At 39.9% G+C, this 26,683-nt stretch carries 22 protein-coding genes; 5 read left to right on the top strand and 17 right to left on the bottom strand.

Translation table 11 applies throughout. From position 1 onward, the window contains the following. Nucleotides 1-19: 19 nt before the first annotated feature. The 7 genes from Q0A08_RS07915 to Q0A08_RS07885 form a co-directional block, all read right to left on the bottom strand. Entirely contained in the window at nt 20-1,069 is a 1,050-nt protein-coding gene (locus tag Q0A08_RS07915; protein ID WP_438466063.1) for a tetratricopeptide repeat protein, read from the bottom strand. Nucleotides 1,070-1,230: 161 nt separating this feature from the next. Then, nucleotides 1,231-2,142: an alpha/beta hydrolase gene (locus Q0A08_RS07910; RefSeq protein WP_438466061.1), complete on the bottom strand. Its 912-nt coding sequence runs from the start codon at nt 2,140-2,142 to the stop codon at nt 1,231-1,233. A 153-nt stretch (nt 2,143-2,295) separates the two neighbouring features. Beyond that, entirely contained in the window at nt 2,296-2,832 is a 537-nt protein-coding gene (locus tag Q0A08_RS07905) for a hypothetical protein (protein WP_438466059.1), read from the bottom strand. Nucleotides 2,833-2,900: 68 nt separating this feature from the next. After that, nucleotides 2,901-3,287, bottom strand: coding sequence for a ribbon-helix-helix domain-containing protein (locus Q0A08_RS07900; RefSeq protein ID WP_438466057.1), 387 nt, complete (start codon nt 3,285-3,287; stop codon nt 2,901-2,903). 87 nt (nt 3,288-3,374) lie between these two features. Next, a complete protein-coding gene (locus tag Q0A08_RS07895; RefSeq protein ID WP_438466055.1) occupies nt 3,375-3,530 on the bottom strand; it encodes a hypothetical protein in 156 nt (51 codons plus the stop codon). A gap of 115 nt (nt 3,531-3,645) precedes the next feature. Then, nucleotides 3,646-4,218 carry a DJ-1/PfpI family protein gene (locus tag Q0A08_RS07890; RefSeq protein ID WP_438466053.1) on the bottom strand — a complete coding sequence of 191 codons (573 nt, stop codon included), beginning with the start codon at nt 4,216-4,218 and terminating at the stop codon, nt 3,646-3,648. 119 nt (nt 4,219-4,337) lie between these two features. Next, complete coding sequence (locus tag Q0A08_RS07885; protein WP_438466051.1) at nt 4,338-5,432, bottom strand: hypothetical protein; 1,095 nt, start codon at nt 5,430-5,432, stop codon at nt 4,338-4,340. 554 nt (nt 5,433-5,986) lie between these two features. Between Q0A08_RS07885 and Q0A08_RS07880 the strand changes: the two genes are divergently transcribed. Continuing rightward, complete coding sequence (locus Q0A08_RS07880) at nt 5,987-6,259, top strand: hypothetical protein (RefSeq protein WP_438466049.1); 273 nt, start codon at nt 5,987-5,989, stop codon at nt 6,257-6,259. A gap of 65 nt (nt 6,260-6,324) precedes the next feature. Here Q0A08_RS07880 and Q0A08_RS07875 read toward each other — a convergent pair whose 3' ends face one another. Genes Q0A08_RS07875 through Q0A08_RS07855 form a run of 5 tightly spaced genes read right to left on the bottom strand, consistent with a single transcriptional unit; the run spans nt 6,325 to nt 13,134 of the window. Then, nucleotides 6,325-7,842 (bottom strand): multicopper oxidase family protein, encoded by a 1,518-nt coding sequence (locus Q0A08_RS07875; protein WP_438466047.1) that lies wholly within the window; start codon nt 7,840-7,842, stop codon nt 6,325-6,327. Then, nucleotides 7,839-9,662 (bottom strand): GMC oxidoreductase, encoded by a 1,824-nt coding sequence (locus Q0A08_RS07870; RefSeq protein WP_438466045.1) that lies wholly within the window; start codon nt 9,660-9,662, stop codon nt 7,839-7,841. The genes Q0A08_RS07875 and Q0A08_RS07870 overlap by 4 nt, the downstream gene beginning before the upstream one ends. A gap of 31 nt (nt 9,663-9,693) precedes the next feature. After that, the gene (locus tag Q0A08_RS07865) at nt 9,694-10,302 is read right to left on the bottom strand and encodes a sugar dehydrogenase complex small subunit (protein WP_438466043.1); all 609 of its coding nucleotides are present in this window, start codon (nt 10,300-10,302) and stop codon (nt 9,694-9,696) included. A 56-nt stretch (nt 10,303-10,358) separates the two neighbouring features. Next, nucleotides 10,359-12,074, bottom strand: a complete 1,716-nt coding sequence (locus Q0A08_RS07860; RefSeq protein ID WP_438466041.1) for a diguanylate cyclase — start codon at nt 12,072-12,074, stop codon at nt 10,359-10,361. A 25-nt stretch (nt 12,075-12,099) separates the two neighbouring features. Further along, complete coding sequence (locus Q0A08_RS07855; RefSeq protein ID WP_438466039.1) at nt 12,100-13,134, bottom strand: amino acid ABC transporter substrate-binding protein; 1,035 nt, start codon at nt 13,132-13,134, stop codon at nt 12,100-12,102. Between the two features lie 448 nt (nt 13,135-13,582). On the opposite strand from Q0A08_RS07855, the gene Q0A08_RS07850 reads away from it, so the two are divergent. Beyond that, nucleotides 13,583-15,877: a YgiQ family radical SAM protein gene (locus tag Q0A08_RS07850; protein WP_438467618.1), complete on the top strand. Its 2,295-nt coding sequence runs from the start codon at nt 13,583-13,585 to the stop codon at nt 15,875-15,877. Nucleotides 15,878-15,943: 66 nt separating this feature from the next. Here the strand turns inward: Q0A08_RS07850 and Q0A08_RS07845 are convergent, their stop codons facing one another. Then, on the bottom strand, nt 15,944-16,690 hold the full coding sequence (locus Q0A08_RS07845) for a GntR family transcriptional regulator (RefSeq protein ID WP_438466037.1): 747 nt from the start codon (nt 16,688-16,690) through the stop codon (nt 15,944-15,946). A 317-nt stretch (nt 16,691-17,007) separates the two neighbouring features. Between Q0A08_RS07845 and lldD the strand changes: the two genes are divergently transcribed. From lldD to Q0A08_RS07830, 3 genes are all read left to right on the top strand, one after another. Next, the gene (lldD, locus tag Q0A08_RS07840; RefSeq protein WP_438466035.1) at nt 17,008-18,147 is read left to right on the top strand and encodes an FMN-dependent L-lactate dehydrogenase LldD; all 1,140 of its coding nucleotides are present in this window, start codon (nt 17,008-17,010) and stop codon (nt 18,145-18,147) included. Nucleotides 18,148-18,449: 302 nt separating this feature from the next. Then, nucleotides 18,450-19,652, top strand: coding sequence for an enoyl-ACP reductase FabV (fabV, locus tag Q0A08_RS07835; RefSeq protein WP_438466033.1), 1,203 nt, complete (start codon nt 18,450-18,452; stop codon nt 19,650-19,652). A gap of 213 nt (nt 19,653-19,865) precedes the next feature. Beyond that, the gene (locus Q0A08_RS07830) at nt 19,866-20,528 is read left to right on the top strand and encodes a hypothetical protein (RefSeq protein WP_438466031.1); all 663 of its coding nucleotides are present in this window, start codon (nt 19,866-19,868) and stop codon (nt 20,526-20,528) included. Nucleotides 20,529-20,632: 104 nt separating this feature from the next. Here the strand turns inward: Q0A08_RS07830 and Q0A08_RS07825 are convergent, their stop codons facing one another. The 4 genes from Q0A08_RS07825 to Q0A08_RS07810 form a co-directional block, all read right to left on the bottom strand. Beyond that, entirely contained in the window at nt 20,633-23,572 is a 2,940-nt protein-coding gene (locus Q0A08_RS07825) for an insulinase family protein (RefSeq protein WP_438466029.1), read from the bottom strand. Nucleotides 23,573-23,713: 141 nt separating this feature from the next. After that, on the bottom strand, nt 23,714-24,478 hold the full coding sequence (locus tag Q0A08_RS07820) for a YciK family oxidoreductase (RefSeq protein ID WP_438466027.1): 765 nt from the start codon (nt 24,476-24,478) through the stop codon (nt 23,714-23,716). Between the two features lie 33 nt (nt 24,479-24,511). Next, complete coding sequence (gene ubiG / locus Q0A08_RS07815) at nt 24,512-25,234, bottom strand: bifunctional 2-polyprenyl-6-hydroxyphenol methylase/3-demethylubiquinol 3-O-methyltransferase UbiG (protein ID WP_438466025.1); 723 nt, start codon at nt 25,232-25,234, stop codon at nt 24,512-24,514. A gap of 89 nt (nt 25,235-25,323) precedes the next feature. Then, the gene (locus Q0A08_RS07810) at nt 25,324-26,655 is read right to left on the bottom strand and encodes a TRZ/ATZ family hydrolase (RefSeq protein WP_438466023.1); all 1,332 of its coding nucleotides are present in this window, start codon (nt 26,653-26,655) and stop codon (nt 25,324-25,326) included. Nucleotides 26,656-26,683: the final 28 nt, after the last annotated feature.

Here is a 26,683-nt window from a genome sequence, read left to right as displayed (position 1 = left end):
ATATTTGAACTTTTTAAAGCTATTTTAATTCTTTTTGTTTAGATGCTTCTTGAAGCCAGTAGGTTGCTAGAGCATCATTTTTTTCTGTACCTTTACCATCTTTATAGCTTTCAGAAAGTCTAAGCATACCTTCAATACTGCCTCCATTTGCAGCCTTTTCAAACCAATAAAATGATTGTGTATAATCCTTTTTATTGGTGTGACCCATATAATAATATTCGCCTAAATAAAATTCTGCCTGATGGTTTTTTTGAGCCGCAGCTAAGTTAAACCAATAAATTGCACGGTTTTTATTTGCTTTAATTCCTTTTCCTTTGAACAGGTAATAACCAACTTGGAATTGAGCCTCAGCAATATCTGTTTTCGCAGCCCTTTTAAACCAATCGTAGGCTTTGCTGTCATCCTGTTTGAATCCAAGATTGTCATGATAGCAGAGGCCTACTAGGAATATCGCTTCACTTTTAGACGGTATGGCATCACTATCATTTTTTTGTGCTCTGGTTTCAGCTAATTTACAATTTTCATGATTTACTAAACGTGGTATTGGGTTGTTATTACTATTTTCAACATAAGGTATTTCTAGCTCAAGATCAGCAATATTTTGTATTGCAAGAGAATAGCCTTGGTAAGCAGCCTTTTTATACCAGTACATCGCTAAATCTAGGTTTTTAATTTTTCCACTTCCAAATTCGTAACAACTTCCTAAACTATTTTGAGCCGCTGGTATGTTAAATTGAGAAGCTTTATCAAATAATGAACAAGCTTTATCATAATTTTTTTCTCTACCTTCTCCAAAAGAAAAGCAGTTACCGTAACTATGTATTGATTCAGGGTCTTGTTTAAGTGCTAAGGACTCATAGATATCACAAGCTTTTTTCTGGTTTTGTTTTCTATCAAATCCGTAATAATAATCGTTAGCTATTAGGTACTGTTTACGGATTTGTTTTTCAGTTTCGCTAATAGCTTTTTGAGGGTGCTTATACCTATTAACATATTGATCATTTAGTGAATTTGACTGGCATGCTATTAGTGAAATGCTGCTTAACAGCAATATTAGTGGTTTAAACATTTTTTTCCTTAAGTAAGAAACCAAGTAATCGTTATGATCTCAAAAGGGTAACTTATTGTTTATAATAAAATAAACATTAAGGGTGCTTAAAACTAAATTTTATGACAAGTTAAGGCAATGTTTCTATTTGGCATTATTAAATTCTTGTGGTTGAGTGTTTATTATTCTTGATTTTTATTCAACCAAGAAAGAATATCCCCTAAAATTTCAGAGCGATTCGTTTCGTTTAAAAGCTCGTGACGAGCATCAGTATAGAGTTTAAAAGTGACTTTCTCTTGACCTGCTTTTCGATAGCTTTGGGCCAGTTTAGTCAGCCCTTTACCCATTAATCCGACAGGATCTTTATCTCCACCAATAATCATAATGGGAAGGCCCATTTGAATTTTTTTGAGGTTGTCTGGTTGGAAAAGTTGGGTTAAAGCGGTTAAGAAATCTTGCCATAAGCTGATGGAGCAAGCAAAGCCGCAAAGGTTATCAGCAACATATTTATTAACCTCTTTTGTATCTCGGCTAAGCCAGTCATATTCTGTTCTAGTGGGCTTAAAGTGATTGTTGAAGGAGCCGAAAGATAAAAATTGCAGTAGTTTACTGGGCTTATCAGAACCAAGACGCATGGCTTCAATATTGGCAACCAATTTGCCTGCCTTACTCATAAAGGTATTTTGTTGGTTTGAGGCGCTTAACATGAGGCCATCTATCGGCCTAGCATTGCCAGTCAAATAAGATTGGGCGATAAAAGATCCCATACTATGGCCAAATATATAATAGGGCAGCTTGGTCTCTTCTGTACAAATTGCTTCTCTGACTGTTTCTAAATCAGTTAATACTTTTTGCCAACCATCTTGTTCTGCAAACTGGCCTAGCACTGTTGTTTTACTTGTGCCATGGCCTCTATGATTGTGAGCGAGGACACTATAGCCTTCGGCCACAAGCGTTTTAGCGAAAGTATCATAGCGTTTGGCATGCTCAGCCATTCCATGAAAAATATGTACCCAAGCTTTTGCATTTTCAGAGGGCCAAATGAAGGTTTGAATCTCATGACCATCTTGGGCCTTTATTATTTTTTCTATCATATGAGAGCTCATCAATAAGGGATGCTTAGGACAATATAGACCTAATTTGAAAGCATTTATCTAAATTAGATATACCATAAGAAGAAACTAAAGGCTGTTAAAACAATTGCTTGTACTTGAGTATCTGATATTCATTGAAGTAATAAATTAACCCTAATCGTCGTAATAAGGCCTAGGCTTTTTTATTTTTTGTGTTTTGGTATCAGTATAATATTGGCGATATTCTTGTAGTAAAAGTTTATCTACGAGAAAGGTAAGTTTTTCAAATGCCTGATCTTGATTACTGGCTTTGATGTAAATATCGATTGAATCATTCGTTTTTAACGCGTTTAGCTCTAATTTGCTTTTAGTATATGAGGCTTTGTTGAGATATTTATCATCAGAATAGGCGTATTCCGTGTCGTCTGAGGATTGATAAGTAAACCCAAAGCTATAACCAGAATGCGTTTGGCTACCGCTAAAAGAGCAGCGGGTTTCTTCTTCGTCATGATTTGCTAGATTAATAGAGTCTTTATCTAGCAGGTTCATAAAAGCAATAACTGAAAGTTGCTCACACAGTGTCGAAAATTCGAGCTCTGTGGCTTCTTCTAATTTGAAGTCTTGATTTGTATTCAGACTAAACGCTTGATGTTGAACAGAGCTACAGCCAAGGAAAGTAATCGTGCTCATTACTAGGGCAAATTTAATCATACTAGAAAATACCTTTTAAACACTCTCCCTTAAATGTAGATCATAAGTTGTGGAAATTTCGGATTTTCTTAGCTTTTTAGCATCAGTTTGATGAGTTTTTCATTTAACAATATTTCATCTGCATTTAAGGTATTAATAGGTGTATTGATATCGGATGATATTTGTCCATGCGCTTGTAAAGATAAATAGCGCATAGCGCAGACCCTTAAAAATGATGTGAAATTTCCCATATCATGACCAGCATCAATAGACTCATGATACAGGCGAGTGATCATTTGTGGTACTTGTAGGTCATCTCGTTTGGCAATCTCTTCTAAAATCCCCCAGAAGCTATTTTCTAAACGTATGTTAGGGAAGCTGCGAATAAGTCCTCCCGCCTCAGCGTGTGGATAAAAGCCGCTAGATTTATGGCGAGGGGCGCAACTTAATAGTGATTCTATTGATAAGGTCCTCAACCTAAAGATAGGGCTTTTACACCACGCCCTTCGGGTCTTTCAGAAAAAGTGTTATCCAGTGTTGTCTCTTCTCGAAAGGTACCTACATTACATCAAAGTGACGCCTTGTTTAACACTATTTCTGATAAGACTGAGAAGAGGTGACTTAATCGAAGCTTCCCTAGTAACCATACCGTCAATTCGAAGCGATCGTGTCGAACTTTGCCAGAGTTGGCTATCGGCTTGAATAAAAAGTTTGCACATGATTCTAACCTTGTTTGTAAAATATGAGTCTAACAAGTATAGCAACGCTTTAAAGCATACTATGAAATGCTTTAAAGCGTTTTTATGTGACGTATTTGTCGCGCATTCCTATCGCTTAGTTAGCTTCAAATAAAAGGTAGAATTGTTTTAGCCATTCAGGGTGAGCAGGCCAAGCTGGGGCTGTAACAAGGTTGCCTTGAGTGATAGCTTGATCCACGTCTATATCCGCATAAATGCCTTTACTGGCTTCTACTTCATAGCGACAAGCGGGGTAAGCTGAGCACTGCCTTCCTTCTAAAACACCGGCAGCAGATAGTAATTGTGCTCCATGGCAAATGGCTGCAACAGGCTTATCTTCAATGAAAAAATGACGCACCATATTGATAATTTCATTATTGAGCCTTAAATATTCAGGTGCACGTCCGCCTGGAATCACTAATGCATCGTAATTTTCTACATTTATCTCAGCAAAAGACGCGTTTAGAACAAAATTATGTCCAGGTTTTTCGGTATAGGTTTGATCACCTTCGAAATCGTGGATAGCGGTACGAACACTGTCACCTGTCACTTTATCTGGACAAACAGCATCAACCTGATAACCATTAGCAATCAAGGCTTGAAATGGCACCATGGTTTCGTAGTCTTCGGTATAGTCACCAGTGATCATAAGAATTTTTTTATTATTCATTGTCTTTCCTATCGTCAGTTTGATTACGGTAGGTTAGTTGTAACAATAAATAATCTGTCTAAGGTATTAACGGGTTAATACAGAAGAAAAACTTGCCAGTTAAAAAGCTTAACCTGCGCTTATATTTCGTCTTTTAAGCCTTTAGGCAGAAAGCCTTCCATTGATTCTGTTTGTACAAATGATGAGGCAAGGCGTTGTTTTTGTTGTGCTAATTTAATGAGCGGTGCTCGGCTTTCATCGACTTGGCAATTATGTTCACTGATGAGACGCTTACCTTCTTCGTTCAAAGTACCTTCATGGATTTTTCGCGTGTTAATAGAGAAATCACCGATTGCTTGGATGTTGTTGTTACGGCTAAAGCGTCTAAAGCCGTTAAAGCTGAAGTGTTCTTCAACATATCTGTCACTTAAATTCACCAAACACTGCATGACTTCATATAACAATTCGTTAATACAGGCCTTATTTAGGACTAGAGTACATTCAATTCCATGTAGTTCTGCGAATTCAATTTGAGGATCTTGAGCGGCATTGCCTATATGGAAAATAATATCGATAAGAATTTTTCCATTTCGACGAGTACACATGTCTAAGCATTCAATCCGGGTTTGATCAAAGCTGAGCCTTTCAAAGGTCTGATTGATAACATTCATATCAAAGTCAGCATTTGGGTCCATGCTTAAGTCGAACAGTTCAGCATATTGTGCCATTAAAGGCAGGTCGTGATGACTATTAAAAGGTGTGCTTATCCTCATGCCATCTTCTGTTTTTAGACTGAAAAGCTCTCGAATTTCATGCTCACGTGTTTTCTTTAGTGCTAAAAAAACAGTTTGCACTATCTCTGAAGTAGGTAGGTTAACTTCTACTCGCCATTTACGGCCATAGACAATTTTTTTGCCCCTTTCTGGAATGCTCTTCTCGTAGTTCTCTCTACCAATAATGCCAACTTGAATGAAAAGCCCTTGCTCATCTTCAGCACAGAAAATGGGAAAAGCTTGATCAAAGGTTATTTTACCTAGTAAATGTTCAACACTTTCAAGGCTATGACTATAACCATAAAAATGTTGTGGCACACAGGTTTGTCCATTAGGAAGATCAACTAACGGTGCAGAAATAAGGCAATACTCACCTAAAGCAAGATGAGCTTGAGTGTCCATTTGGCTAAGGGATGTATTTTGAGTTTTATTAACCAATGAGTTATCCACTTTTTTAGTCATAGTACCTGCAACATGTTTAGCGTAATAAGGTTTGCGAAAACAGAAAGCTGCTTCAAGCTTTATATAGATTAGATTTATCTACTTTAGTTCTAATCTAAGAAATAAAAGGTGTTTTATTAAAAAATAAAGCTGTATGAATGTACAGCTAATTAGATTTCATATTTTGCTTTTATTGACAATCTGTTTAGAGGAATACGCAAAACATGAATAAAAAGTTCAATTAGATAAATTTTTTGATGTTTTATAAGGCTGAAATTAGCGTTTTGTAAGAGGTGTAATATTGTCGTGAGTAAGTCTAACAACTGTTTTAATTAGCATTAACTCATTTATTTTGCCTATTATTAAATTTCGCTAATGTTTATATAAAACAAAGGGTTAGTGTTTTTCGATGAAAATATGATCCCTTAACGTTCGTTATATGAGACTTTTGCTTAAATGAGATTATTACACTAGCTGAGTGATAAATCGTGTTTTATATTTGTTGTGAGTCAGTGATAACCTTTGCTTATTGCTAGCTCAATTTACCAATGTGTTTAGATTTAAAGGAATAAATTATGTCGTACATGATGGTAGGGACGTATGGTCCATTTAGCTCTTCGTTAGATGATAGGGCCATGACGTGCTTTAAAGAAGCAACAGCGCACTTCGACGATGTTCAATACACGCCCGTTGCTGTGGCCACTCAGGTGGTATCAGGTACAAACTATGCTTTTTTTTGTGATGCAAAAGAAAGCCATAGTAAAACACTTTATTCTGCCATGATTACCATTTTTAAGCCCTTGGATGGTGTAGCAGGCATTATGGATATTGAGAAACTATCAGATTAATGTGATGGTGGGTTCATTTTGTAATTAAGTGGGAAGGGCGACCTAATCGTCGCCCTTTGATCTCATTAAGGCATTGGTTGCACAACTTCTACTGCTTGCATCATACCTAGGTCCTCATGCGTAAGGTTGTGGCAGTGAAATACAAAGGTGCCAGTATAATCTTCAAATCGTGTTCTGAAGCGAATGCGTGAGAAAGGCGCTAAGTTAACAGTATCGAGCCAAGTTCCTGGCTCAACGTCTCCACCACTTATCATCTGAAACGGATTGACGTGAATATGGAAAGGGTGTGATTCTGCGGTATGATTATAAACTTCCCATTCTTCCACCGCGCCTAAAGGGATCTGCCATGGGTTTAGACAAGAAAAAGGCTCGCCATTTATTGTGTACTTTTTCCCCTCTGCGGCACCTGAAAGCCCAAATTCTAAACGTCGTCCAAAAGTAATTTCATCCTTGTTAATATTATTTAATAAATTAGGTCTAGGTAACTTTCCCTGAAAAAGAGGCATGTCTAACTCTTGTGGTTCAATGATAAGGTTAGCTAATCGTTTTGCGTCCTTTTCCGCTTCTGTATCAGTACCTGTAACGGGTTCTGAGTAGATGGCATAGGTACCTGTTTCTTGTGCTTTAATTAATATATCTGCTCGATTACCTGGCACCATGACAATTTGATTTTGAATGCGGCTTTCTTCTAAAGGGTTACCATCAAAGCAAAGAGCCGTAACTTCATGTGCTTGTACGTTAAATTGCATATTTGCCATATGGCTGGCATTAACCATACGCCATCTTTGTACTTCTCCCTGCTTCATTTTGATAACAGGCTTATATTGGCCGTTGATTAAGATGGCACCTTGCTCACTTAATAAATCATAATTTTCGCATAAACCTTCATTATCAAACCTAGGTGTTTGAAAGCACAAGACCTGTTCCTTACAGGCTTTAATTTTGGGTACATCATCAATTGGACCTTCAATGATCATTGCGCCAGCCATACCAGAAGCTACCTGTAGGGCAACCGAGCCATGAAAGTGTGCATGATAAAAATAGGTTCCAGGCGGATGGTCCTCAGGAATGTTATAAATATATTGTTCAGATTCTTGGAATCTGACTAAGGTGAAAATATTATCAGCTGGACTTTTTGGGGAAACATGTACGCCGTGTACATGCATGTTCGTCACATTAAACCCCCTTGGAGTATTGTCTTCTTCAGTTGGGATGCTGGTGCAAATTTCTTGTAATGGGTCATAAGGAAGTTTGTTATGTAAACCTAACCTGATTGTGTCTCCCGCTTTGACTCTTAGCGTACGACCTATTGGTTGATTATCAAAGCAACGTAAATAAGTTTGCTGACTCATTAACTCAAAATTGCCATATTGCGCATTGATGCTGACTCTTAGTAAGCCATCCTCGGCAACTTCTTGAGGTGGATTTTGCAAAGGACGTGAGTGGGTGTTTTTCGCCCAAGCACTGGGAACGCCAGAGATAAAATATCCCGCACTGGCGCCCGCGAGCCCTGTAAGGCTGGTTAAACTTATTCCTTTAATGAATGAACGTCTTGGTATTTTATTGTTTTTAAAGATGCTCATGCTGACTCCTTGGCACTAGCATTAAAAAAGTGGCTGACAATATGCTCTGCACTGCGAAGGCCTAATGCGGCTGCAGTTAAAGAAGGCGACGCACTGCCTACGCTTAAATAGTTAGCCGTGCCGACTACATATAGGTTGCTATGATCAAAGCTTTGGCTGTATTTATTCACCACAGCACTTTTGGGATCATCACCCATACATGCCGTGCCTGCGATAACCGCATCGCCAGAAGTGAGACTTAATTGATATTTTTGTTTGAAGTCACCCGCGACAAATTTATGCCAATTTTCTTCTGTTTTTGCTGGCATAGGCTCATCTGTGATGGTTTTAATATCAAGCGAGTGAAAGACATCTAGATGCCAGTCCCATGCTTTTTTGCAGCCTCTTAGTGTGTAATCATCCAGCTGGAAATTTACTTCAGGTCTAGGTAGGCCTAGTGGATCAAGTTGGTCTGAGAGCGTCACTCTATTTGTACTAATTGGCAGTATTTCAACCGTACTGTGTAGATTAATCTGACGAGCCGTTCGATTATCGACATAGTGTTTTAACGCTTCGCCGACTAGCCCTTTCTCTATGCCTTTTTCTGCTTCTTGGATTGGGCCGATTCCCCCTTTAAAGGCCGCGTTGACGATAAAAGGCGCGATAGAAGCATATTCAGAACGAAACTCTCCGTCTCGCCATTGTCCAAAGGCGCCTGTTGCACTTACTGGCCCACGATAGGGGTAAACTTTCATATTATCTGAGGCATAACCTAAGGTATTAATATTGGCAAAGCCCATTAAATTTCGACCGACTTGATCTGATGAGTTACTTAACCCCGCTTCAGGAACATTGAACTTACCTGCTGAAAGCAGCATAAGTCTGGCTGTTTCCACTGCATGGGCCGCCAGAATAAAGGTTTTTGCTCTGGCAATGCCAATCGGGCCAGTTTTTGGGTCAGCATCAAAATTACGGTAATAAATTTCTTTAACTTGTTTACCATTTTCTTCAAGGGCGACTTGGAAAACAACTCGGTTAGCCAACACTCTTGTGCCCAATTGTTGTGCTTTTTCAACATGGACACTGGCATCATATTTAGCCCCAATTGGACAGATAGGTAGACAGCTTGCGTTGCCGCAACACTGAGGTCTGTTATCTCTTGGAACAGAGTTACGACAGTGGGGCAGTGGTTGGCTATCTGGACCTAGATTGTGTTCTTTAACCCCTTTGCCTATGACTCTATCTAAATAAGAGCGCGGGACTTCTGGCATGGGGTATTGAATGTCTGGTGATGGGGCGATGCAATCTGGGCCGCCAGCAACTCCCCATGCATCTTCAATTTGGTGATAATAGGGAGCGATATCTTGATAACTAATGGGCCAGTCTTTCCCCACTCCGTATTGGGTTTTCATTCTAAAGTCATTGGGAAAAAGGCGTTCTGCGTGGCCAGTCCAATGCCAAGAGGTACCGCCGACTAAACGCATAAAAAAACCTTCAAAAGCAATTTGTTTTTTAGGCTCTTGTGGTGCGTTTGGCGAACTAGGTAATTTAGGTTGAACGTAATAACTTAAAGGGTCGTTATCATCTGGGACAGGCGCCCAAGGCATCATTTTATAAGGGGAGTTTGCTTCTTTTATTAGATCATTCTTGTAACGATTAATCGCATCAACCTTATTAACCTTGGCCCCAGCGTCTAGTATTACAACATTCAAGCCATTTTGAGATAGTTTCCAGGCCATTATGCTACCGACAACCCCAGCACCGACTATGACAACATCCGCTTCAATGCTTTCTTGAGGGTGAGTTAGGCTATAGTTTTTTTGCTCGTATGCTTCTTTCATATTGGTATTTGTTCCATCAAATGTGTGACAGTTAAACTGGTGTTGGAGCCTCTTTCCAGTAACCAAAAGGACCGCCGCAAGTAGCAGATGGTTTGGTAAAACTACAGGCCATCCAAGTTAAAGCTTCATCATAATTTATTTGACCAATGACTGTTTGCAATTGAGAGTCTCTTCCTTGGCCAGCCATTCGATAATTTTCTTTTTCTTGTCTTAAATTTGGACAAAGCTTTTGTACTAAAGGGTTTTGTTTATCTTTCTCACTAAGGCTGACCTGACTTAAATACCAAGCTTTAAGAATAACCTGAACTGGGTAGGGGTGGTGCTTAGCTAAATAGGAAGCCTGTTCTTGAGCCTCAGAATGGTTTTCCTCAAAGCTTAAAACTAGGTTGTCGTACTGTAAGTTAAATTGATAATTCAATCCTAAAAGGAAGAGAATATCTTGCCCTAGTTGTAAGTAGCTGGCGTCAAGTTTGATGCCTGTTAATAGGCTACTTAGGGATAAAAATAAAGCGACATCTTTATGGTTTGCTGCATTTATGGGTGAGCTTAGTAAACTAATGGGAAGACTGGACGCACTTGCTGCGAGCGCCATCCCTTTTAGTGCTGAGCGTCGTGAAAGAGGGGAACTAATCTTGGGCATGTACACTTCCTTTTACATCACACAAAATGAAATCAAACAGGGGGTCCCTGTGTTTTTTATACAGAGCTATTAAGCCTAAAAGTCTCCTGCTGAGCTAGCTTTACTTGACTACGGCCATTGTTTTTCGCTTGGTAAAGCGCACTGTCAGCATCTTTAATCAGATGCTGTATATTTGAGTCAGGTTCAGGGACGCAAGCTGCTACCCCCATACTTAAGGTTACGATTTGATGAGGGTTTTGCAAATGAGGTAAACCTGTTTCTATCAAAACATTTAACAAGTGGTCTGCTATTGCTAAGCAGCTGGTCTGGTCCTTCATAGGGAGTAAAATAATAAACTCTTCTCCGCCATAACGGGCAATAATGTCTGTATTTTGGTCTAACTCTTGCTCTAATAATTTGGCAATTTTATACAGACATTGGTCCCCTGCAAGATGGCCATAATAATCATTGTAAGATTTGAATAAATCCACATCTAGCATGATGATGCCAATCCAGTTGTTATAGTGAAGCGCATATTGCCATTTATCATTAGCCTCGGTGAAAAAGCGTCGTCTATTAGCCACTTGGGTTAATTCGTCGGTGTCACTCAAAGTTTGCAATTGATCATTAAATAGCATTAATTTTTTATTCGCTGCTTCAGTCGCCAAATTTGCTTTTTTAAGACGTTCTTCTGCATCAATTCTGGCTTTAACAAATACTGCAAATGCTTGTGCTATGAGAGCGATTTCGTCATTGCCTTTAAGAGGAATTTCTACTTCTTGTCCTTTTACATGACATTGCATGGTTTTACTCAAATTATTGAGCCTTCGTATAATGAAAAAACGAATAAAGAAATAAGTAATACCTGTTAACAGTAAAAAGACAGCGCTAAAAATAAATAAACGGGTAATGGCTTGGTCAACCACATTTTGATGTTGTGCGCTGGCTGTTTGAGCCGCTTCTTTTAGCGTCAAAAAGTAGTTATAGCTGCTGCCACTTAGCCTTTGAGCATGTAATCTTGCCGTTCTAGCCGCAGCAAGTGTTGCTCTGTGACTTTTTTGAAGAGGTGTTTGTAGCGCAATCGTTTCTTTTAATAAAGGCTCTAATTGGTTTAAGAAATTTTGTTCTTTTGTTTGGGTTAACTTAAGGCTGGTTAATGAGTCAAAAGAGGCTTGGCTAAGTTGGCTGATTTTGTTTAATTGCCCAAGGCTTTCTGTATTAAGTGCAAGCGAGGTGTAATTTAAAACAGCAAGTGCATGGAGATAAAACTCAGGGTGGCTTGTTTTAATATCTTCTTCGATAAGCCATTGGGATAATAAGGTAAGTTTTTGCGTATTTTCTTGTTTATCAAAAATGAGTTTTTGTTCTTGTAAAAGGCTAAGTTCTAAATGCTTTAAGCTCTTAAAAAAGGGGACCTGTAACTTATCTATTTTATCCAACTGAGCGGCATCCATCTCAGCATTAGAGTTTAACTTTTGTCTAACATTTTGATAAATAGCCACCAAGCTTTGGTTCAAAACTTCTTCATTAGAGATGCTTCTATCACTACTGATCAATTGCTCAATTGCTTGAGCGGCAATAACCTCAGCATCTCTTGCTAATTCAGCGGCATTCATTGCACTTTCAAAATGGTCACCTGATAAGGCTTTGAACTTTTCTGCTTGTTCCGCCAAGGTGTGAATACTCATATAACTGGCAACAAGGTAAAAGCCGAGTACCACAAACAATACAAGGTTCAGGCGAAAGCTAATATGCTTAAATTTATTTGACTTCAATGTCTGATCAATCTTCATGGTTCACTCTTTGAAGAGGCTAAGATTACTTAAAAATAGGTGCATAGAGTATGCCACCTTGAGTCCAAGGCTGATTGATGCCTCTCTCAATACCTACTTTTGAATTGATGCCAAAATGGCGATTGTATATTTCACCATAATTCCCTACCGCTTTTATTGCTCTATAGGCCCACTGGCTATCTAATCCAAGTTGTTCACCTATATCACCTTTTTTACCAAGCAGATTTAGTATTTCAGCGTTTTTAGCTAACGCTAGTGCTTGATCGATATTATTGGCGTTAATGTTTTTTTCTTCAGCAAGTATGAGGGCATGAACGACCGCGCGAATGATTCTGCTCCATTGGTCATCATCATTACGTACCATAGGGCCAATAGGTTCGCGGGAAATTGTGTCTGGTAATAGGCGATAGTTTTCCGGCTTATCGGTACGGTTCGCACGGTTAGTGGCAAGATTCATGCGATCAGCTGTATATGCATCACAGGGACCACCTCTGAAAAAACTATCGCCATTAGAGAATAGGACTTTGGTGTTAAGTTGTCGGCTTTCGATAAGGTCTACCAAGTTCTGGTGAGTGCTGGTATTTTGTGTGACACACACAGTCTTATTGTCTAGATCATCAAGGGATTGAATATTAGCGGCTGATCGCACAATAAAGCCTTGGCCATCAAATAAATACACAGCAGGGAAGTCTAGTTGATAATTACTTTCTCTTGAATGGGTCCATGTGGAGCTATACATGACCACATCTGTTTTTGACTCAAGAAGCGTTGTAAAGCGAGTCGTTGCTCCCACTTCGATGTAATTAACAAATGCTTGGTTTTTTAAGACGGCAGCAGCAGTAGCACGGCAAAAATCTACATAAAACCCTTGCCATTGACCTTCAAGGTTAATCGCACTTCTAGCAGGGTCATCTGGGAAAACACCGCAATTGAGGTCGCCGCGGTTCTTTACCTTATTTAAAGTCGTTTGTGAGGAATCCGCTGCAACTGCGTGTAGGCTAGTGGACGTAAACAAAATAAGTAGAGCGAGGTAATAGTCCATTTTTCCAAGTATTAACATCATGACTCTTATATAATTATTTCATAAAGTAAGTGGATACTAACGCATATTTAAGAGATTTTAAATGTGAATTTTATTTTTGTGGTTTGAATTTAGACCTTAAATAATTGATCAAATTTGAATTGCTAAACTTGAAACTGAACATATATATAATTAGCTGAAGTTTGAACAAGCGCTTTTATGTTTATGGTGGATGAATAGTGCAATGAGAGGGGCATAATTTGGTTTATTTGATATCTCCTTCTATGGCGAGTAAGCAATAAAGTTTGTTTGTGTATCAAGGTAAAATGCTCTTGTTCTTCTTACATTGATAAAATATAAATCTAATTTATCTTTGCTTTTACAAGACTGTATTCATGATGCAATTTCTGGGACAATAGCGCCCTTAGAAATGTTTCGAATAGCAGCTAGTTTTCTATGGAAAACAGCAAATCAGGCACAGTTAATCATGATCAAAAAACACAAGAGCGCAGCTAACCTATTTTCATACCCGCAATATTGGGCTGAATGTTATGGCATAGCCCCATTCTTACCCACAAGTCGCGAAGAAATGGATCAACTTGGTTGGGACTCTTGTGATGTCATCTTAGTAACAGGTGATGCTTATGTTGATCATCCTAGCTTTGGTATGGCAGTGATGGGCCGTCTGTTAGAAAGGCAGGGCTATCGCGTTGGGATTATTGATCAACCCAATTGGCGCAGTGCTGAAGATTTTCGACGCTTGGGTGAGCCAAATCTCTATTTTGGCGTAACTGCAGGCAACATGGATTCTATGATTAACCGTTATACGGCCGATTTAAAAGTCCGTAATGATGATGCTTATACTCCTTATGGTGCTGGTGGTAAACGCCCAGATAGAGCTGTAATAGTATATTCTCAACGCTGTAAAGAAGCCTTTTCAAATGTGCCTGTCATGATAGGTGGCATTGAAGCAAGCTTACGCCGTATTGCCCAGTATGATTATTGGAGTAATGAAGTTAGGCGTTCGGTGTTAATAGACTCGACGGCTGATATTTTACTTTACGGTAATGCAGAAAGAGCCATAGTTGAAGTGACTCATGGTATTGCTGCTGGTAAGAAAATGTCAGAGATCAGTGACATTCGTGGTACAACTGTGGTGCTGAATACCCCACCAGGTGGTTGGACTGAGCTTGATTCAACCCGTGTCGATTGGCCGGGTAAAGTAGATCAAATCTATAGCCCATACGAATACATTCCAGAAGGTAAGTGTCAGTCTGACGAGGAAGAGTCCGATGTCATGCCTATCCGTGTTATACCAGCACCTCTTGGACGTAAGCAAAAACTTGATCCAGCTAAGACCTATGTGCGTTTACCTTCTTTTGAGAAAGTATCAAAAGACCCTGTGTTGTATGCCCACACTTCGCGAGTTTTGCACCTAGAATCTAACCCGCATAACGCAAGAACCTTAGTGCAAAAACACGGTAAAAAAGAAATTTGGGTGAACCCGCCGCCAATACCGTTACTAACCAATGAAATGGACGGGGTGTTTGATTTACCTTATGCTCGTGTCCCTCACCCTAAATATGGCAAGGCTAAAATACCTGCCTATGACATGATTAAAACCTCGATAAACATTATGCGTGGTTGCTTTGGTGGTTGTACCTTTTGCTCCATTACAGAGCATGAGGGCCGGGTGATCCAAAGTCGTTCACACGAATCTATTTTGAATGAAATTGAAGATATCAAACAAAAAGTCCCTGGCTTTACCGGTCATATTTCAGATCTCGGTGGTCCGACATCTAATATGTACATGCTTAATTGTAAGAATGATGAGATTCAAGCCTCTTGCCGTAAATTATCCTGTGTCTATCCGACGATTTGTGAAAACCTAATTACTGATCATAGCCCAACCACTCAGCTGTATCGTAAAACACGCGCTGTTGAAGGGGTGCATACCGTTTCTATTGCCTCTGGTTTGCGTTATGACTTAGCGGTAGAAGACCCAGAATATGTACGTGAGTTGGTAACTCATCATGTCGGTGGGCTGTTAAAGATTGCACCAGAGCACTCGGAAACTGATACTTTGGCAAAAATGATGAAGCCAGGTATGGGAACCTACGATAGATTCAAGCGTATGTTTGATAAGTACTCTAAAGAAGCGGGGAAAAAGCAGCATCTTATACCTTATTTTATCGCAGCCCACCCAGGCAGTGATGACAAGGATATGTTGAGCTTAGCCCTTTGGCTCAAGCAAAACGATTTCAAGCCAGATCAGGTGCAAACCTTCTATCCGTCCCCAATGTCACTAGCAACAGCTATGTACCATTCTGGTAAGAATCCGTTAAAAGCGGTGACTTATAAGAGTGAAGATGTAGTGACAATTAAAGAAGCTGAGCAACGAGTGGTGCAGAAAGGCTTCTTGCGTTATCACGATCCAGATAACTGGTCAGCGTTACGTAAAACGTTACGTGCAATGGGGCGCGGTGATTTGATTGGTGATGGCGTTAATAAATTGGTGCCTGGTGAAGAAAGAGACAAGCAAGCTTCTCGCCGACCTAAAAAGGCAAAACCGGGCCAGGCAACGGGCGCATCCCATTCTAGTAATAGGCCAACCATGGCAAAGAATGCGGCGAGAACCAAAGCTAATCAGAAAGCCGATAAAGCAAGCGGAAGGGGAGAATCTCGTCCTGCTAAACCTGCTGGTGCGGGTAAAAAGCCAAACGCTTCAAGACCTGCTCAGCAAAAAAGTGCTAACAGAAAGCCTAAGCGTCCGGGCCGTTAATATGAGAGTCGAATAAAAAAGCAGCCAAGGCTGCTTTTTTTGTGCAAAGAAAATATATTTGAGAGTCTATAGAAGTAAATTAGCTTGTTTTAAGGCTCTTTGACGGCGCGACTCAAGTCGACTTACTTCAAGTAAGATGTCTTCAACATAAGACAGATGCTCATGGATAGCGAGCTTAGCCACATTGCCATCGCCAGTCATTATGGCATTGTAGATTGCTGTGTGTTGTTGCATAACCATTTCTCTTGCTTCGCTGTGTTGAAATAGATAATTCAGGTTAGCTGCGATACTTTGCGACAACATTTGAAAAAGCGCCCGCATAGTATGTAGCATCACAGCGTTATGAGCGCATTCGGCGATGGTCAAATGAAATGCAGCGTCTTTTTTTGCTTCTAATTCAGGTAAGCGCATATTGTGAGCTTGCACCAGATCTTCATACGCAGCGGTCAGTTTTTGTTTGTCTTCATCGGTACTTCTTATTGCTGCATAGTAAGTGGAGATGCCTTCTAATGCGTCTCTAAACTCTAATAAGTCATACCTAAATTCATCGTGTTCAGACAAAGCCTGTAGTAAAGGATCTCGCAGGTCGCTACCCAGAGTTTCACTGATGTAATTACCGCCCCCTTGGCGACTAACAACCATACCTTTCGCTTTTAAGTTTTGAATTGCCTCTCTTAAAGAAGGGCGGGAGACTTTAAATCGTTCTGCTAACTCCCTTTCTGGAGGCAACTTATCTCCAGGCTTAAGCAAACCTTCAATCATCATGCTTTCAAGCTCTTTGGTGATTTGATCAGAGATTTTTAAGCCTGCCATTTATATTTCCTAAACTGCGTTTGATAATATCGATAAATTGGTAATACCATTTAAAGATTCTATTTTATGGATTTTAGCTTCGAGGCTCATAAATATCTAGTACTTGATAATCTTTCTACAATATGGAATAAAGAGACTAGTTAATTGGTAATATTGGTATTACCAATAGTGTTTACCACACTGTAATATTGACGGCTAATGCCGGTAATTTTTAAATACTTGGAAGAAGGTGTTTACCCGCTGCATAGTGGTGAATGTGTTGTTATCGAGTGTTTGGTGTTTCAATCATTTTCATATTAAAGCAAGAGGTTGGTCCTGTGATAATTGCGTCTTCAACAGATTACCGTAAAGCAGCAAAAGCGAAATTACCCCCGTTCTTATTCCATTATATAGATGGTGGTTCCTATGATGAGCATACGTTACGTAGGAATACTCAAGACTTAGCTGAGATCGCCTTAAAGCAACGTGTTTTAAATGATATGTCTGAATTGGATTTAAGTGCTGAATTATTTGGTGAAAAATTAGATTTGCCTATTACTTTAGCACCTGTTGGTTTAACTGGTATGTATGCAAGACGAGGAGAAGTGCAGGCAGCAAAAGCGGCAGACAAAAAAGGTATTCCTTTTACCATGTCTACAGTATCTGTCTGTCCGATCGAAGAGGTGGCCCCAAGTATTGAGCGGCCTATGTGGTTCCAGCTTTATGTCTTAAAAGATCGCGGCTTTATGAAGAATGCATTAGAGCGCGCTAAAGCCGCAGGTGTCACGACACTAGTGTTTACTGTGGATATGCCTGTGCCAGGTGCACGTTATCGAGATATGCATTCAGGTATGAGTGGTGCAAATGCACCCCTTCGTCGAGTAGTTCAGGCTATGTGTCATCCTGAATGGGCGCTAGATGTTGGTTTGTTGGGTAAGCCTCACGACCTTGGAAACATATCAACCTACCGAGGTGAAGCGACCAAACTTGCTGATTATATTGGGTGGTTAGGTGATAACTTTGACCCGTCTATTTCGTGGAAAGATTTGGAATGGATTCGAGATTTTTGGGATGGACCTATGGTCATTAAAGGTATTCTAGACGCTGATGATGCTAAAGATGCGGTAAAATTTGGTGCTGATGGCATCATAGTGTCCAATCATGGGGGGCGTCAGCTAGATGGGGTTTTGTCTTCTGCTAAGGCTTTGCCAAGCATTGCTGATGCGGTAAAAGATGATGTGAAAATTCTGGTTGATTCAGGTATTCGCAACGGTTTAGACGTGGTCAGAATGCTCGCTCTAGGTGCTGATGTGACTATGTTAGGGCGTTCGTATATTTATGCCTTAGCAGCAAAAGGGCAGTCAGGTGTTGAAAATTTGATTGATCTGTACGAAAAAGAAATGCGTGTGGCTATGACGTTATGTGGGGCAAATAAGTTAAGTGATTTAACCCGAGAATCGTTAGTGAACTTTAAATAGCTAGTTTGCACTTAGTTAGTTGTTATTCATTTGGTTGAGATGTCGTAAAAAATGATGATATAACTCTTAGTAATTGTTTTTCTTCGGTTTATGATTCGTATTTTGCTGTAAAAGGAAAAATTCAGATCATTGAATGATAATCAGATACTGAGAGTAGGACTGAAGCGCAGGGTAAGGTATTATGGGCAGGATTTATAATTGTTGAGCAAGTGCCTAGCAATTGATAACACTGGATTATTATCACTTTCGGCCTAAATCCTCTTTTTTGTGATTGGCTGAAAATACGACATTGAGAAAATTTTATGATCATTAAACCAAAGATTCGCGGATTTATTTGTACGACAACACATCCAACTGGTTGTGAGTTGAATGTTAAAGAGCAAATTGAATTTACTAAAAATAAGGGCGAAGTTAAAAATGGCCCTAAGAAAGTTTTAGTAATTGGTTCTTCTAGTGGTTACGGATTGGCGTCGCGTATTACTGCTGCATTCGGTTCTGGTGCTGCAACTTTAGGTGTTTTCTTCGAGAAGCCAGCAACTGAGAAAAAGACAGGTACAGCGGGTTGGTATAATGCTGCTGCATTTGAAAAGTTTGCTAAAGAAGAAGGCTTATATGCTAAAAGCATTAATGGTGATGCTTTCTCTAATGAAGCGCGTGAAAAAGTTATTGAAACTATCAAGGCTGATCTAGGTCAGGTTGATATGGTTGTTTACTCTCTGGCGTCACCAGTACGTAAATTACCTGAGACAGGCGAAGTTATTCGTTCTGTTCTTAAACCAATTGGTGAAACTTATCGTGCGACTGCCATTGATACGAATAAAAACACCATCATTGATGCTGAAGTAGAGCCTGCAACAGAAGAAGAAATTGCTGCTACTACGACTGTTATGGGTGGACAAGATTGGGAATTGTGGATGTCGGCTCTTGAAGAAGCAGGTGTTTTAGCTGATGGTACACGCACAGTTGCTTATTCTTATATTGGTTCAGAGATTACTTGGCCTATTTACTGGCATGGTGCGCTAGGTAAGGCTAAAGAAGATTTGGATCGCGCTGCAAGTGAAATTAATAAGCGTCTTGCCGTTAATGGTGGTGGTGCGAATGTTGCAGTACTTAAATCTGTTGTGACTCAGGCCTCTGCTGCAATTCCTGTTATGCCTTTATACCTAGCAATGGTTTTTAACGTTATGCGTAAAGAAGGTATACATGAAGGTTGTATCGAACAGATTCAACGCATGTTCTCTGAGCGTTTGTATAATGATCTTGATCCTGCTACGAATGTAGATGATGCTAACCGTTTACGTTTGGATGATCTTGAGCTACGTGAAGATGTGCAAGCAGCTTGTCGTGAACTATGGCCAAGTATTACGACTGAAAACTTGTTTGAAAAAACAGATTATCAGTTATACAAAGATGAGTTCTTAAAGTTGTTTGGCTTTGGTGTTGAAGGCGTTGATTATGATGCTGATGTTGCGCCAGAAGTTGAGTTTGACGTTATTGATCTATAGTTTAGATAAATAATTTAGGTCAAAATTGAAATGAAAAAGCCGAGCATTAAGCTCGGCTTTTTTATGTCTGTCACAAATGTGTTGTATTAAGATAAAACCTAGTTCTTGAGTTATCTTCATAAGAGACGATAAATTAAGGTTAGAGTTTATCTGTTAGTGAGGTACACTCAATAAAGTTATTCTGTTATCTGCTAAGTTTTAGGCGAGGGTTTTGTGCGTAAGCCAGTTCTGTTAATTGCATTAGTATCATCAAGCGTCTTTTCTCAAACGATAGAGAGGCGTGTTGTTGACATAGTTTATGGCGACAAGGTGATACGAACGACGCATCAAGTTGTGCTTGATACTGAGTTAGAGGTTGGTGTAATTCGAGCGGAAGAAACCAAGCCAGAAGTTGCGACTAATGTTGTCATAACGGCTAATGATGAGCGTTTGTCTTATCTAGAAACAAATAAAGCTGCGATACGTGAGCAGGAGATATATAGAGAAGTGAATCGTAGAACGCGAGATGCTCCTTATACCGTACTTTTTAGTGGTTATATCCCGCCAGAAATTCAGAAAAAGCGTATGGCAATGATGCCTGAAGTGGGTTTGTTTGGTAATCAAAAGGATAAGTTGTTGCAGAACCAAGGGGATATAACACAAGAAATTGGCTTGCCAACTACAAAAGAAGACAACCTTAATGCCGGACAGTTCTCCAGCATGTCAGATAAAGAGCAAAGTGCGAGAAATAACCAAACAGCACCAGCTCAAAGTGATACTGATGCTGGCTTGAATAACTTTATTAATGGGTCGGGTGCTAGTGACGGTGTCGATCAGGGGTCGTCAGGGGTCGAGTCGAGTAATGATGAGATGTTAGAGAAGCTGATAGGTGGTTAATTTGAGTTTCCAGTAAGATCGGATTAACTATAAGCTAAAGCGTATTAACAAAAAAATGCCAACATTAAGCGTTGGCATTTTTGTATTTAGAGTTCTATTTTTACTTATTTTATTTCTATGCTGTTAGCAGAAACTTCTAGCCAATCTTCTTTTAAGTTCTCGTTTAGTAAGGGTTTGTTATGAACCAAGATACTAGGAGCCTCGCCAGATAAAATTTGTTGAGAAACAAAATCGCTAAACTCTTCCTGCGTAATGTCAGACATGACTTGAATAAACTTTTCACGGCGATGGAAGTCTTGTTCTGGTTTGGCTATCTCACTCCAAAAGCGGCCTGTGTCTTCGCCAAGCTCTTTTTGCTTGCGTTTAAGTTGAACCAAAATGTTATTACGAATTTGTTCAAAATCTGGTGTGCTTAACTCACAAATTCGTTGTAAATCTTGACTTATAAAGCTTTCGATCTCTTCAACAATTTCAGGGCTTTCATGATCGGGTGATTGTACGGTAAAGCCGATAGCGGGCACATCTGCTTTGGTTAAATTATGTGTGCTAACAATATAGCCTAGTTGCTTCTCTGTTCTGAGTTGGCCAAAGAAGCGGCTGCCAATGGCTTGTTTTAATAACGCAAAGTTAGCTTTTTCGGTAAGGTTGTTTTCTTTTTCGCCAGATAAAACGTAAAGAATAGCATTATCTTGGCTGGTGGTTTCAACCTTGAATGCATTGCGGCTTCGGTTGTTAAGTAGTTGACGCTTAATTTGCTTAGCTGTGGATGGCTCTAGCTTTTCTTTGTATTGCTCTGTAAGGTTTTTAGCTAAGGCTAATGTTTGCTCTTCTTTAATGTTGCCGTTACTAAATCCCACAAGATTGTATTGGGATAGTGCAAGGTTTTTGAAGCTTATTAAGTCATCAAAATTAATATCATCTAATGCTGTTAGCATGTCTGAGATAGTGTGGCTGTCTTCAATTAATAACTCTGATAGACGCCATAGGGCGACAGAGTATGCATTTGCGTGCTTGCTGTTAAGAAGGTCTTTTTTAAGTTGTTGCTTAGCTAGCTCAAATCTGTCGGCTTGGGGTTCAAGTTCATTGATTTGCTGCATTAGCCACAATAAATATTGATTCTGTTTATCGTTGTAACCTGCCGTGATTAAGGTAAGTCCATTGATATGCGAATAAATATTGTAATTTAGGTTAGCATTATAAGGTAGGTAGGTAGCTTCGCTCAGAGCATCATTGAGTAGGCGAGCCCAAAGTTTATTTAACACATACTGTTTATTGTTATCTGAAGCTCCAGGGTAACGAACAGCTAGATAGTTACTGCTTTTAGGTTTATCAAAGCGATTATCTGATCTATGCCAAAAGTTAATGCCCTCTGACTGATAGATACGCTTTGGCACTTCGTCATAGGTATTGATCAAAGATAAAGACTCTGGAATGTAGGTGTTCGCATCCGGTGCTTTAATTTGCTCTATGCTAGCTACTTGATCAAGCTTGCTAATAAAGTTTTCAGACAAATTTAGGTTGGCGTATTGGCTTTGATACCAAGGTTCTTCTTGCCACTTAACTTGAGTGTTAGCCCAATGTGCTGGCACATCACCTTTCGTTGCTAATTGAATTAGCATGTTGTCAGCTCTAAGCTGCTGAGCCAAGGCCTTTATTTCGTCTGGATTAGCTGACTCTGAAATTTGGAAGGCATTAAGTACATCCTCAGCTGGCGTATCAAGTAATTGGCTTGCCAGTGTTCTAGATAATTGTATCGGGCTGATATAGCTATGATAGTTGAAGCCTAGCTGTGATAGCGCCTTCTCTTCCTCTATGTAGGCGAGATTTATATCATTGTGTTTGATTTTATTAATATTTGAGAAGGTTGCGAGTATCACCTGGTCAATTGCTTTAACTCCATCATCTGTTAGCTTGATGCGAATGTTAAAGCTTTGCTTGTTTATATAGTCTGTTCCTAGGCCTGCACTAAGGCCTCTTATCCAGCCTTTGCCTTTTAGATAGCTATGTAATGAGCCTTGGCTCTCTTGGCCTAAAAGATAGCTTAGGTAGCGTGTTGGTTGATCTTTATAGCGAGCATTTTGTGATGGCAAAATGAAGTTTAGTGTTAATGTGTGACCATCTTTGATCGGCTTAATGAACTGCAAATTTGCAGTGTCAGCAAGTACTAGGTTAGGTAGATCTTTAACAGTGGTCTGTTTTTGGTGTTCATCTTGCCCTGCAATAGAGCCAAAGTAGTGTTTTGCCAATGCCTCAAGTTGATCTAGAGGTAAGTTGGCCACCAAAGATAATGTCATATTTGGGGCTAGATAGTGTGTTTGGTAGCAATTTATCAATTGCTCTCTAAGTGAGGCTTCAGGTAAATCTTTTAATGTGTCTAGATTGCCCACACTGAAATGATTGCTAGGGTGATGAGGGTTAAATAGGGTTTTGAAGGCTTGATTGTTACGTCTAGCGTCATCGTTCAATTTTGCAGTGTACTCGGAATGAACGGCCTTTCTTTCTCTTTGTGTATATTCTTCACTAAAAAGTGGCGCAATGAAAAACTGTGAAAAGCGGTCTAAAGCCCCTTCATACCCTTCATCTTGGATATCGAAAAAGTAATTGGTGTGGTTTGCTGCTGTGTAGGCATTATTTGAACCGCCAAATTCATTTATGTAAGTTTTATACTCACCTGCATCAGGGTACTTTTCTGTTCCTAGGAAGAGCATGTGTTCTAGAAAGTGAGTAAGCCCTTCTTGTCCTTCAGGATTATCATTGGCGCCAACGCCAACAGCGAGTGCGGCGGATGACTTTTCTGCTTTGCTGTCATAAGCGAGAATGACTTTTAGACCATTATTTAATTCAAGGTAGCGATATTGGTTGTTATCACTCTGACTTTGTTTAATTTGAATCATACTTGTGTTGTTGGCTTCTATGTTAGTTGTCTGATGTGAAGAGGCAACTGCTACACCAGTAGTAAGGGTGAGCAATGCAAAAAGAGTCTGAAAAGGTTTAACTGAACTGACTTTTAAATGTTGTGTGAAGCGGTTTATAAATAAGGACATAAAATGCAAATTCAAAAAATGATTTCACATACTAACAGCAGGTGATTTTTAAGTGCAAAGTATTTTTAGTCCCATTTTTAAAGGGTTAGAGCAAAAAAAGAGAGCTTAGGCTCTCTTTTTTTGTGTGAAAAAAATTAGCGGTTAATTGCTAGATTTTTCCTTTTTTGCTTGCGCGTCAATGGATTGACCGTTCAGATCTTTGCTATCGTCACCCATCATGTATAGGTAAAGAGGCATGATATCTTCTGGTGATGCGATTGTATTTGGATCTTCTGCTGGATAAGCTCGGCTGCGCATATTTGTACTTATCGCCCCCGGATTAATCGCATTAACTCGAATATCAGTCGTGTTTTCTAATTCTTCTGCGAGCAATTGCATCATAGACTCAGTCGCAAATTTAGAGATTGAATAAGCTCCCCAATAAGCTCTGGCTTTACGTCCAACGCTTGATGTTGTAAAAACAATTGAGCCAGCTTTAGATTTTTCCATTAATGGCATAACTGCTTGAGTTAGCATAAATTGACTTGTTACGTTAACGCGCATAACTTGTTCAAATGTGCTTGCTTCATAGTTAGCTAACCCAGTTCTGTCACCTAAAATGCTGGCGTTGTGAAGTAAACCGTCTAAATGGCCAAATTCTGTCTCAATGATATTTGCCAAATCTGCGTAGTCGTGTTCGCTAGAGCCGTCTAGATTAAGTGGGACAATGGCTGCTTGAGGGTAGCCAAGGTTCTCAATTTCGTCGTAAACCGCTTCTAGTTTCTTTGTGGTGCGGCCAAGTAAAATGACAGTTGCCCCATGTTTAGCGTAATTGATGGCAGCAACTCTGCCAATGCCGTCACCTGCTCCCGTGACAAGAATGACCTTGTCTTTTAATAGATTGCTCGGTGCTTGATAATCTAACATATAAATTCCTTTGAATATCTGGGTGTAAGCGGGTTAGTTATCTGCTTTGATGGTATGCATTAGATAGTTAACCGATACATCTTTGTCAGTCAGTCGATAGTTTTTTGTGATTGGGTTGTAGGTCATGCCAGTAAGGTCTTGCACTTCAAGGCCTGCAAGACGCGCATAGTTGCTCAGTTCTGCTGGCTGAATAAATTTGGCATAGTCATGTGTGCCTTTAGGTAGCATATTAAGAATGTACTCGGCGCCAACAACCGCAAATAGGTAGGCTTTAGGGTTGCGGTTAATAGTGGAGAAAAATACTTGGCCGCCAGGTTTTGTTAATTTATAGCAAGCGCGAATAATAGACGCAGGATCGGGAACGTGTTCTAGCATCTCTAGGCAAGTAACAACGTCATACTGGCCAGCTTCTCGTTCTGCAATTTCTTCTGCTGTAATGCGTTCGTAATCAATATCTAGCTGGCTTTCTAGTTTATGGAGTCTTGCTACGCCAAGTGGTGCTTCTCCCATATCTATGCCTTTTACATTAGCGCCTCTTTGTGCCATAGACTCAGATAAAATGCCGCCACCACAGCCAATATCAATGACCTTTTTGCCCGCAAGCGGTGCTCGTTCATCAATATAGTTGGTACGTAATGGATTGATATCATGCAGTGGTTTAAATTCACTTTCTTTATCCCACCAACGGCTTGCTAAAGCTTCAAATTTTGCAATTTCAGCTGTGTCTACATTGTTTTGATTTGCGTCGCTGTTCATTAAAAATATCCAATAGAGAAAAGGTTAAATCAATTTTGTTTGCAGGGCTTTGGCTGATTTTATCACTGCGTGGCCTCTGTCTACTATTATTAAGGTGCTAATTTTTCTTGCCAATGCTGAACATCTTGCTTGAGTTTGTCGCAGTCCAGCGTCATTAATTCTTTGTCTTTTAGAAGGATCCTACCGGCAACCCAAACATGGCTTACCTGATCACGGTTGGCCGTATAAATTAGTTGAGAAATTGGGTTGTAGACGGGTAAATTTGCAAGTTCATTTAAAGCTGTTGTACAAAGGTCGGCTTGTTTACCAATTTCTATGCTGCCGACAGTGTCGTCAATGCCCATGCATTTTGCTCCTTCAAGGGTTGCCATGCGTAATGTGTGTGCTGCATTTAACTCTGTTGCATCGCTTGCTACGGCTTTGGCAAGCATAGAGGCGCTGCGCATTTCTCCTAGCATATCCAAATCATTGTTACTAGCGGCGCCATCTGTGCCTAATGCTAGGGTAATGTTTCTTGATCTTAGTGAGCTGACAGGGCAAAAGCCGCTGGCAAGTTTGAGGTTAGACTCAGGGCAATGGACAACTTTCACTTCTCTTTCAGCGATTAAATCCATTTCATGTTCTGTTAGTTGTGTCATATGTACAGCTTGAAGTTTGCTGGTTAACATGCCAACTCTGTCTATTCTGGCAATAGGGCGACAGTAGTATTGTTCAAGTGAGTTGCTTATTTCTTCTGCTGTTTCATGTATGTGCATTTGTATCATGCAATCTAGATCGTCAGCTTTGGTCACAACCTTGGTTAAATCTGCATCATTTAAAGCATAGGGCGAGTGGGGGCCTAATATGCTATTTACTAACTTACTGGATTTAAATTTATGAAAGCTATCCTCAGCCTGAGCTAGGTACTCATCAACATTATTTGCCCAGCTGGTTTTTATGTTGAGTATGGTTGGGCAAAGTTGCGCCCTGATGCCAATTTTTTGTGCGCTGCTTCCTACGTCGTGACTAAAAAAATAGTTGTCACTGAAGCAAGTTGTACCACCTCGAATCATTTCTGCTATTGCTAGCTCGCTCCCGACGCGAGTAAATTCTGAGCTTAACCAGCGACTCTCGTTAGGCCAAATGTGATCTTCTAGCCAAGTCATAAGAGGGAGATCATCAGCGTAGCCACGGAATAATGTCATGGCTGCATGTCCATGAGCATTAATGTAACCTGGCGTGACTATATGTTCATCCAGCTGATAACTCTTGTCCGCTTGGTATTTTTGTTTGGCTTGTGTTTGAGGAAGTAGGTCCACAATTATGCCTTGCTCCACTACGATTGTGTGGTCGATAAGAGGCTCATCTATGTTGACTCTAGCAATCCACTTTGCGTGAATTAAAGTGTCTACAGATTGTTTTTGTTGTGGGCTAGTTAGCATGCATGCTCCTTAAACTTAACCCTTACAT

Source organism: Marinomonas sp. PE14-40 (assembly GCF_051623805.1).
GTDB lineage: Bacteria > Pseudomonadota > Gammaproteobacteria > Pseudomonadales > Marinomonadaceae > Marinomonas.
This window is presented reverse-complemented; position numbering and strand designations above follow the sequence as displayed.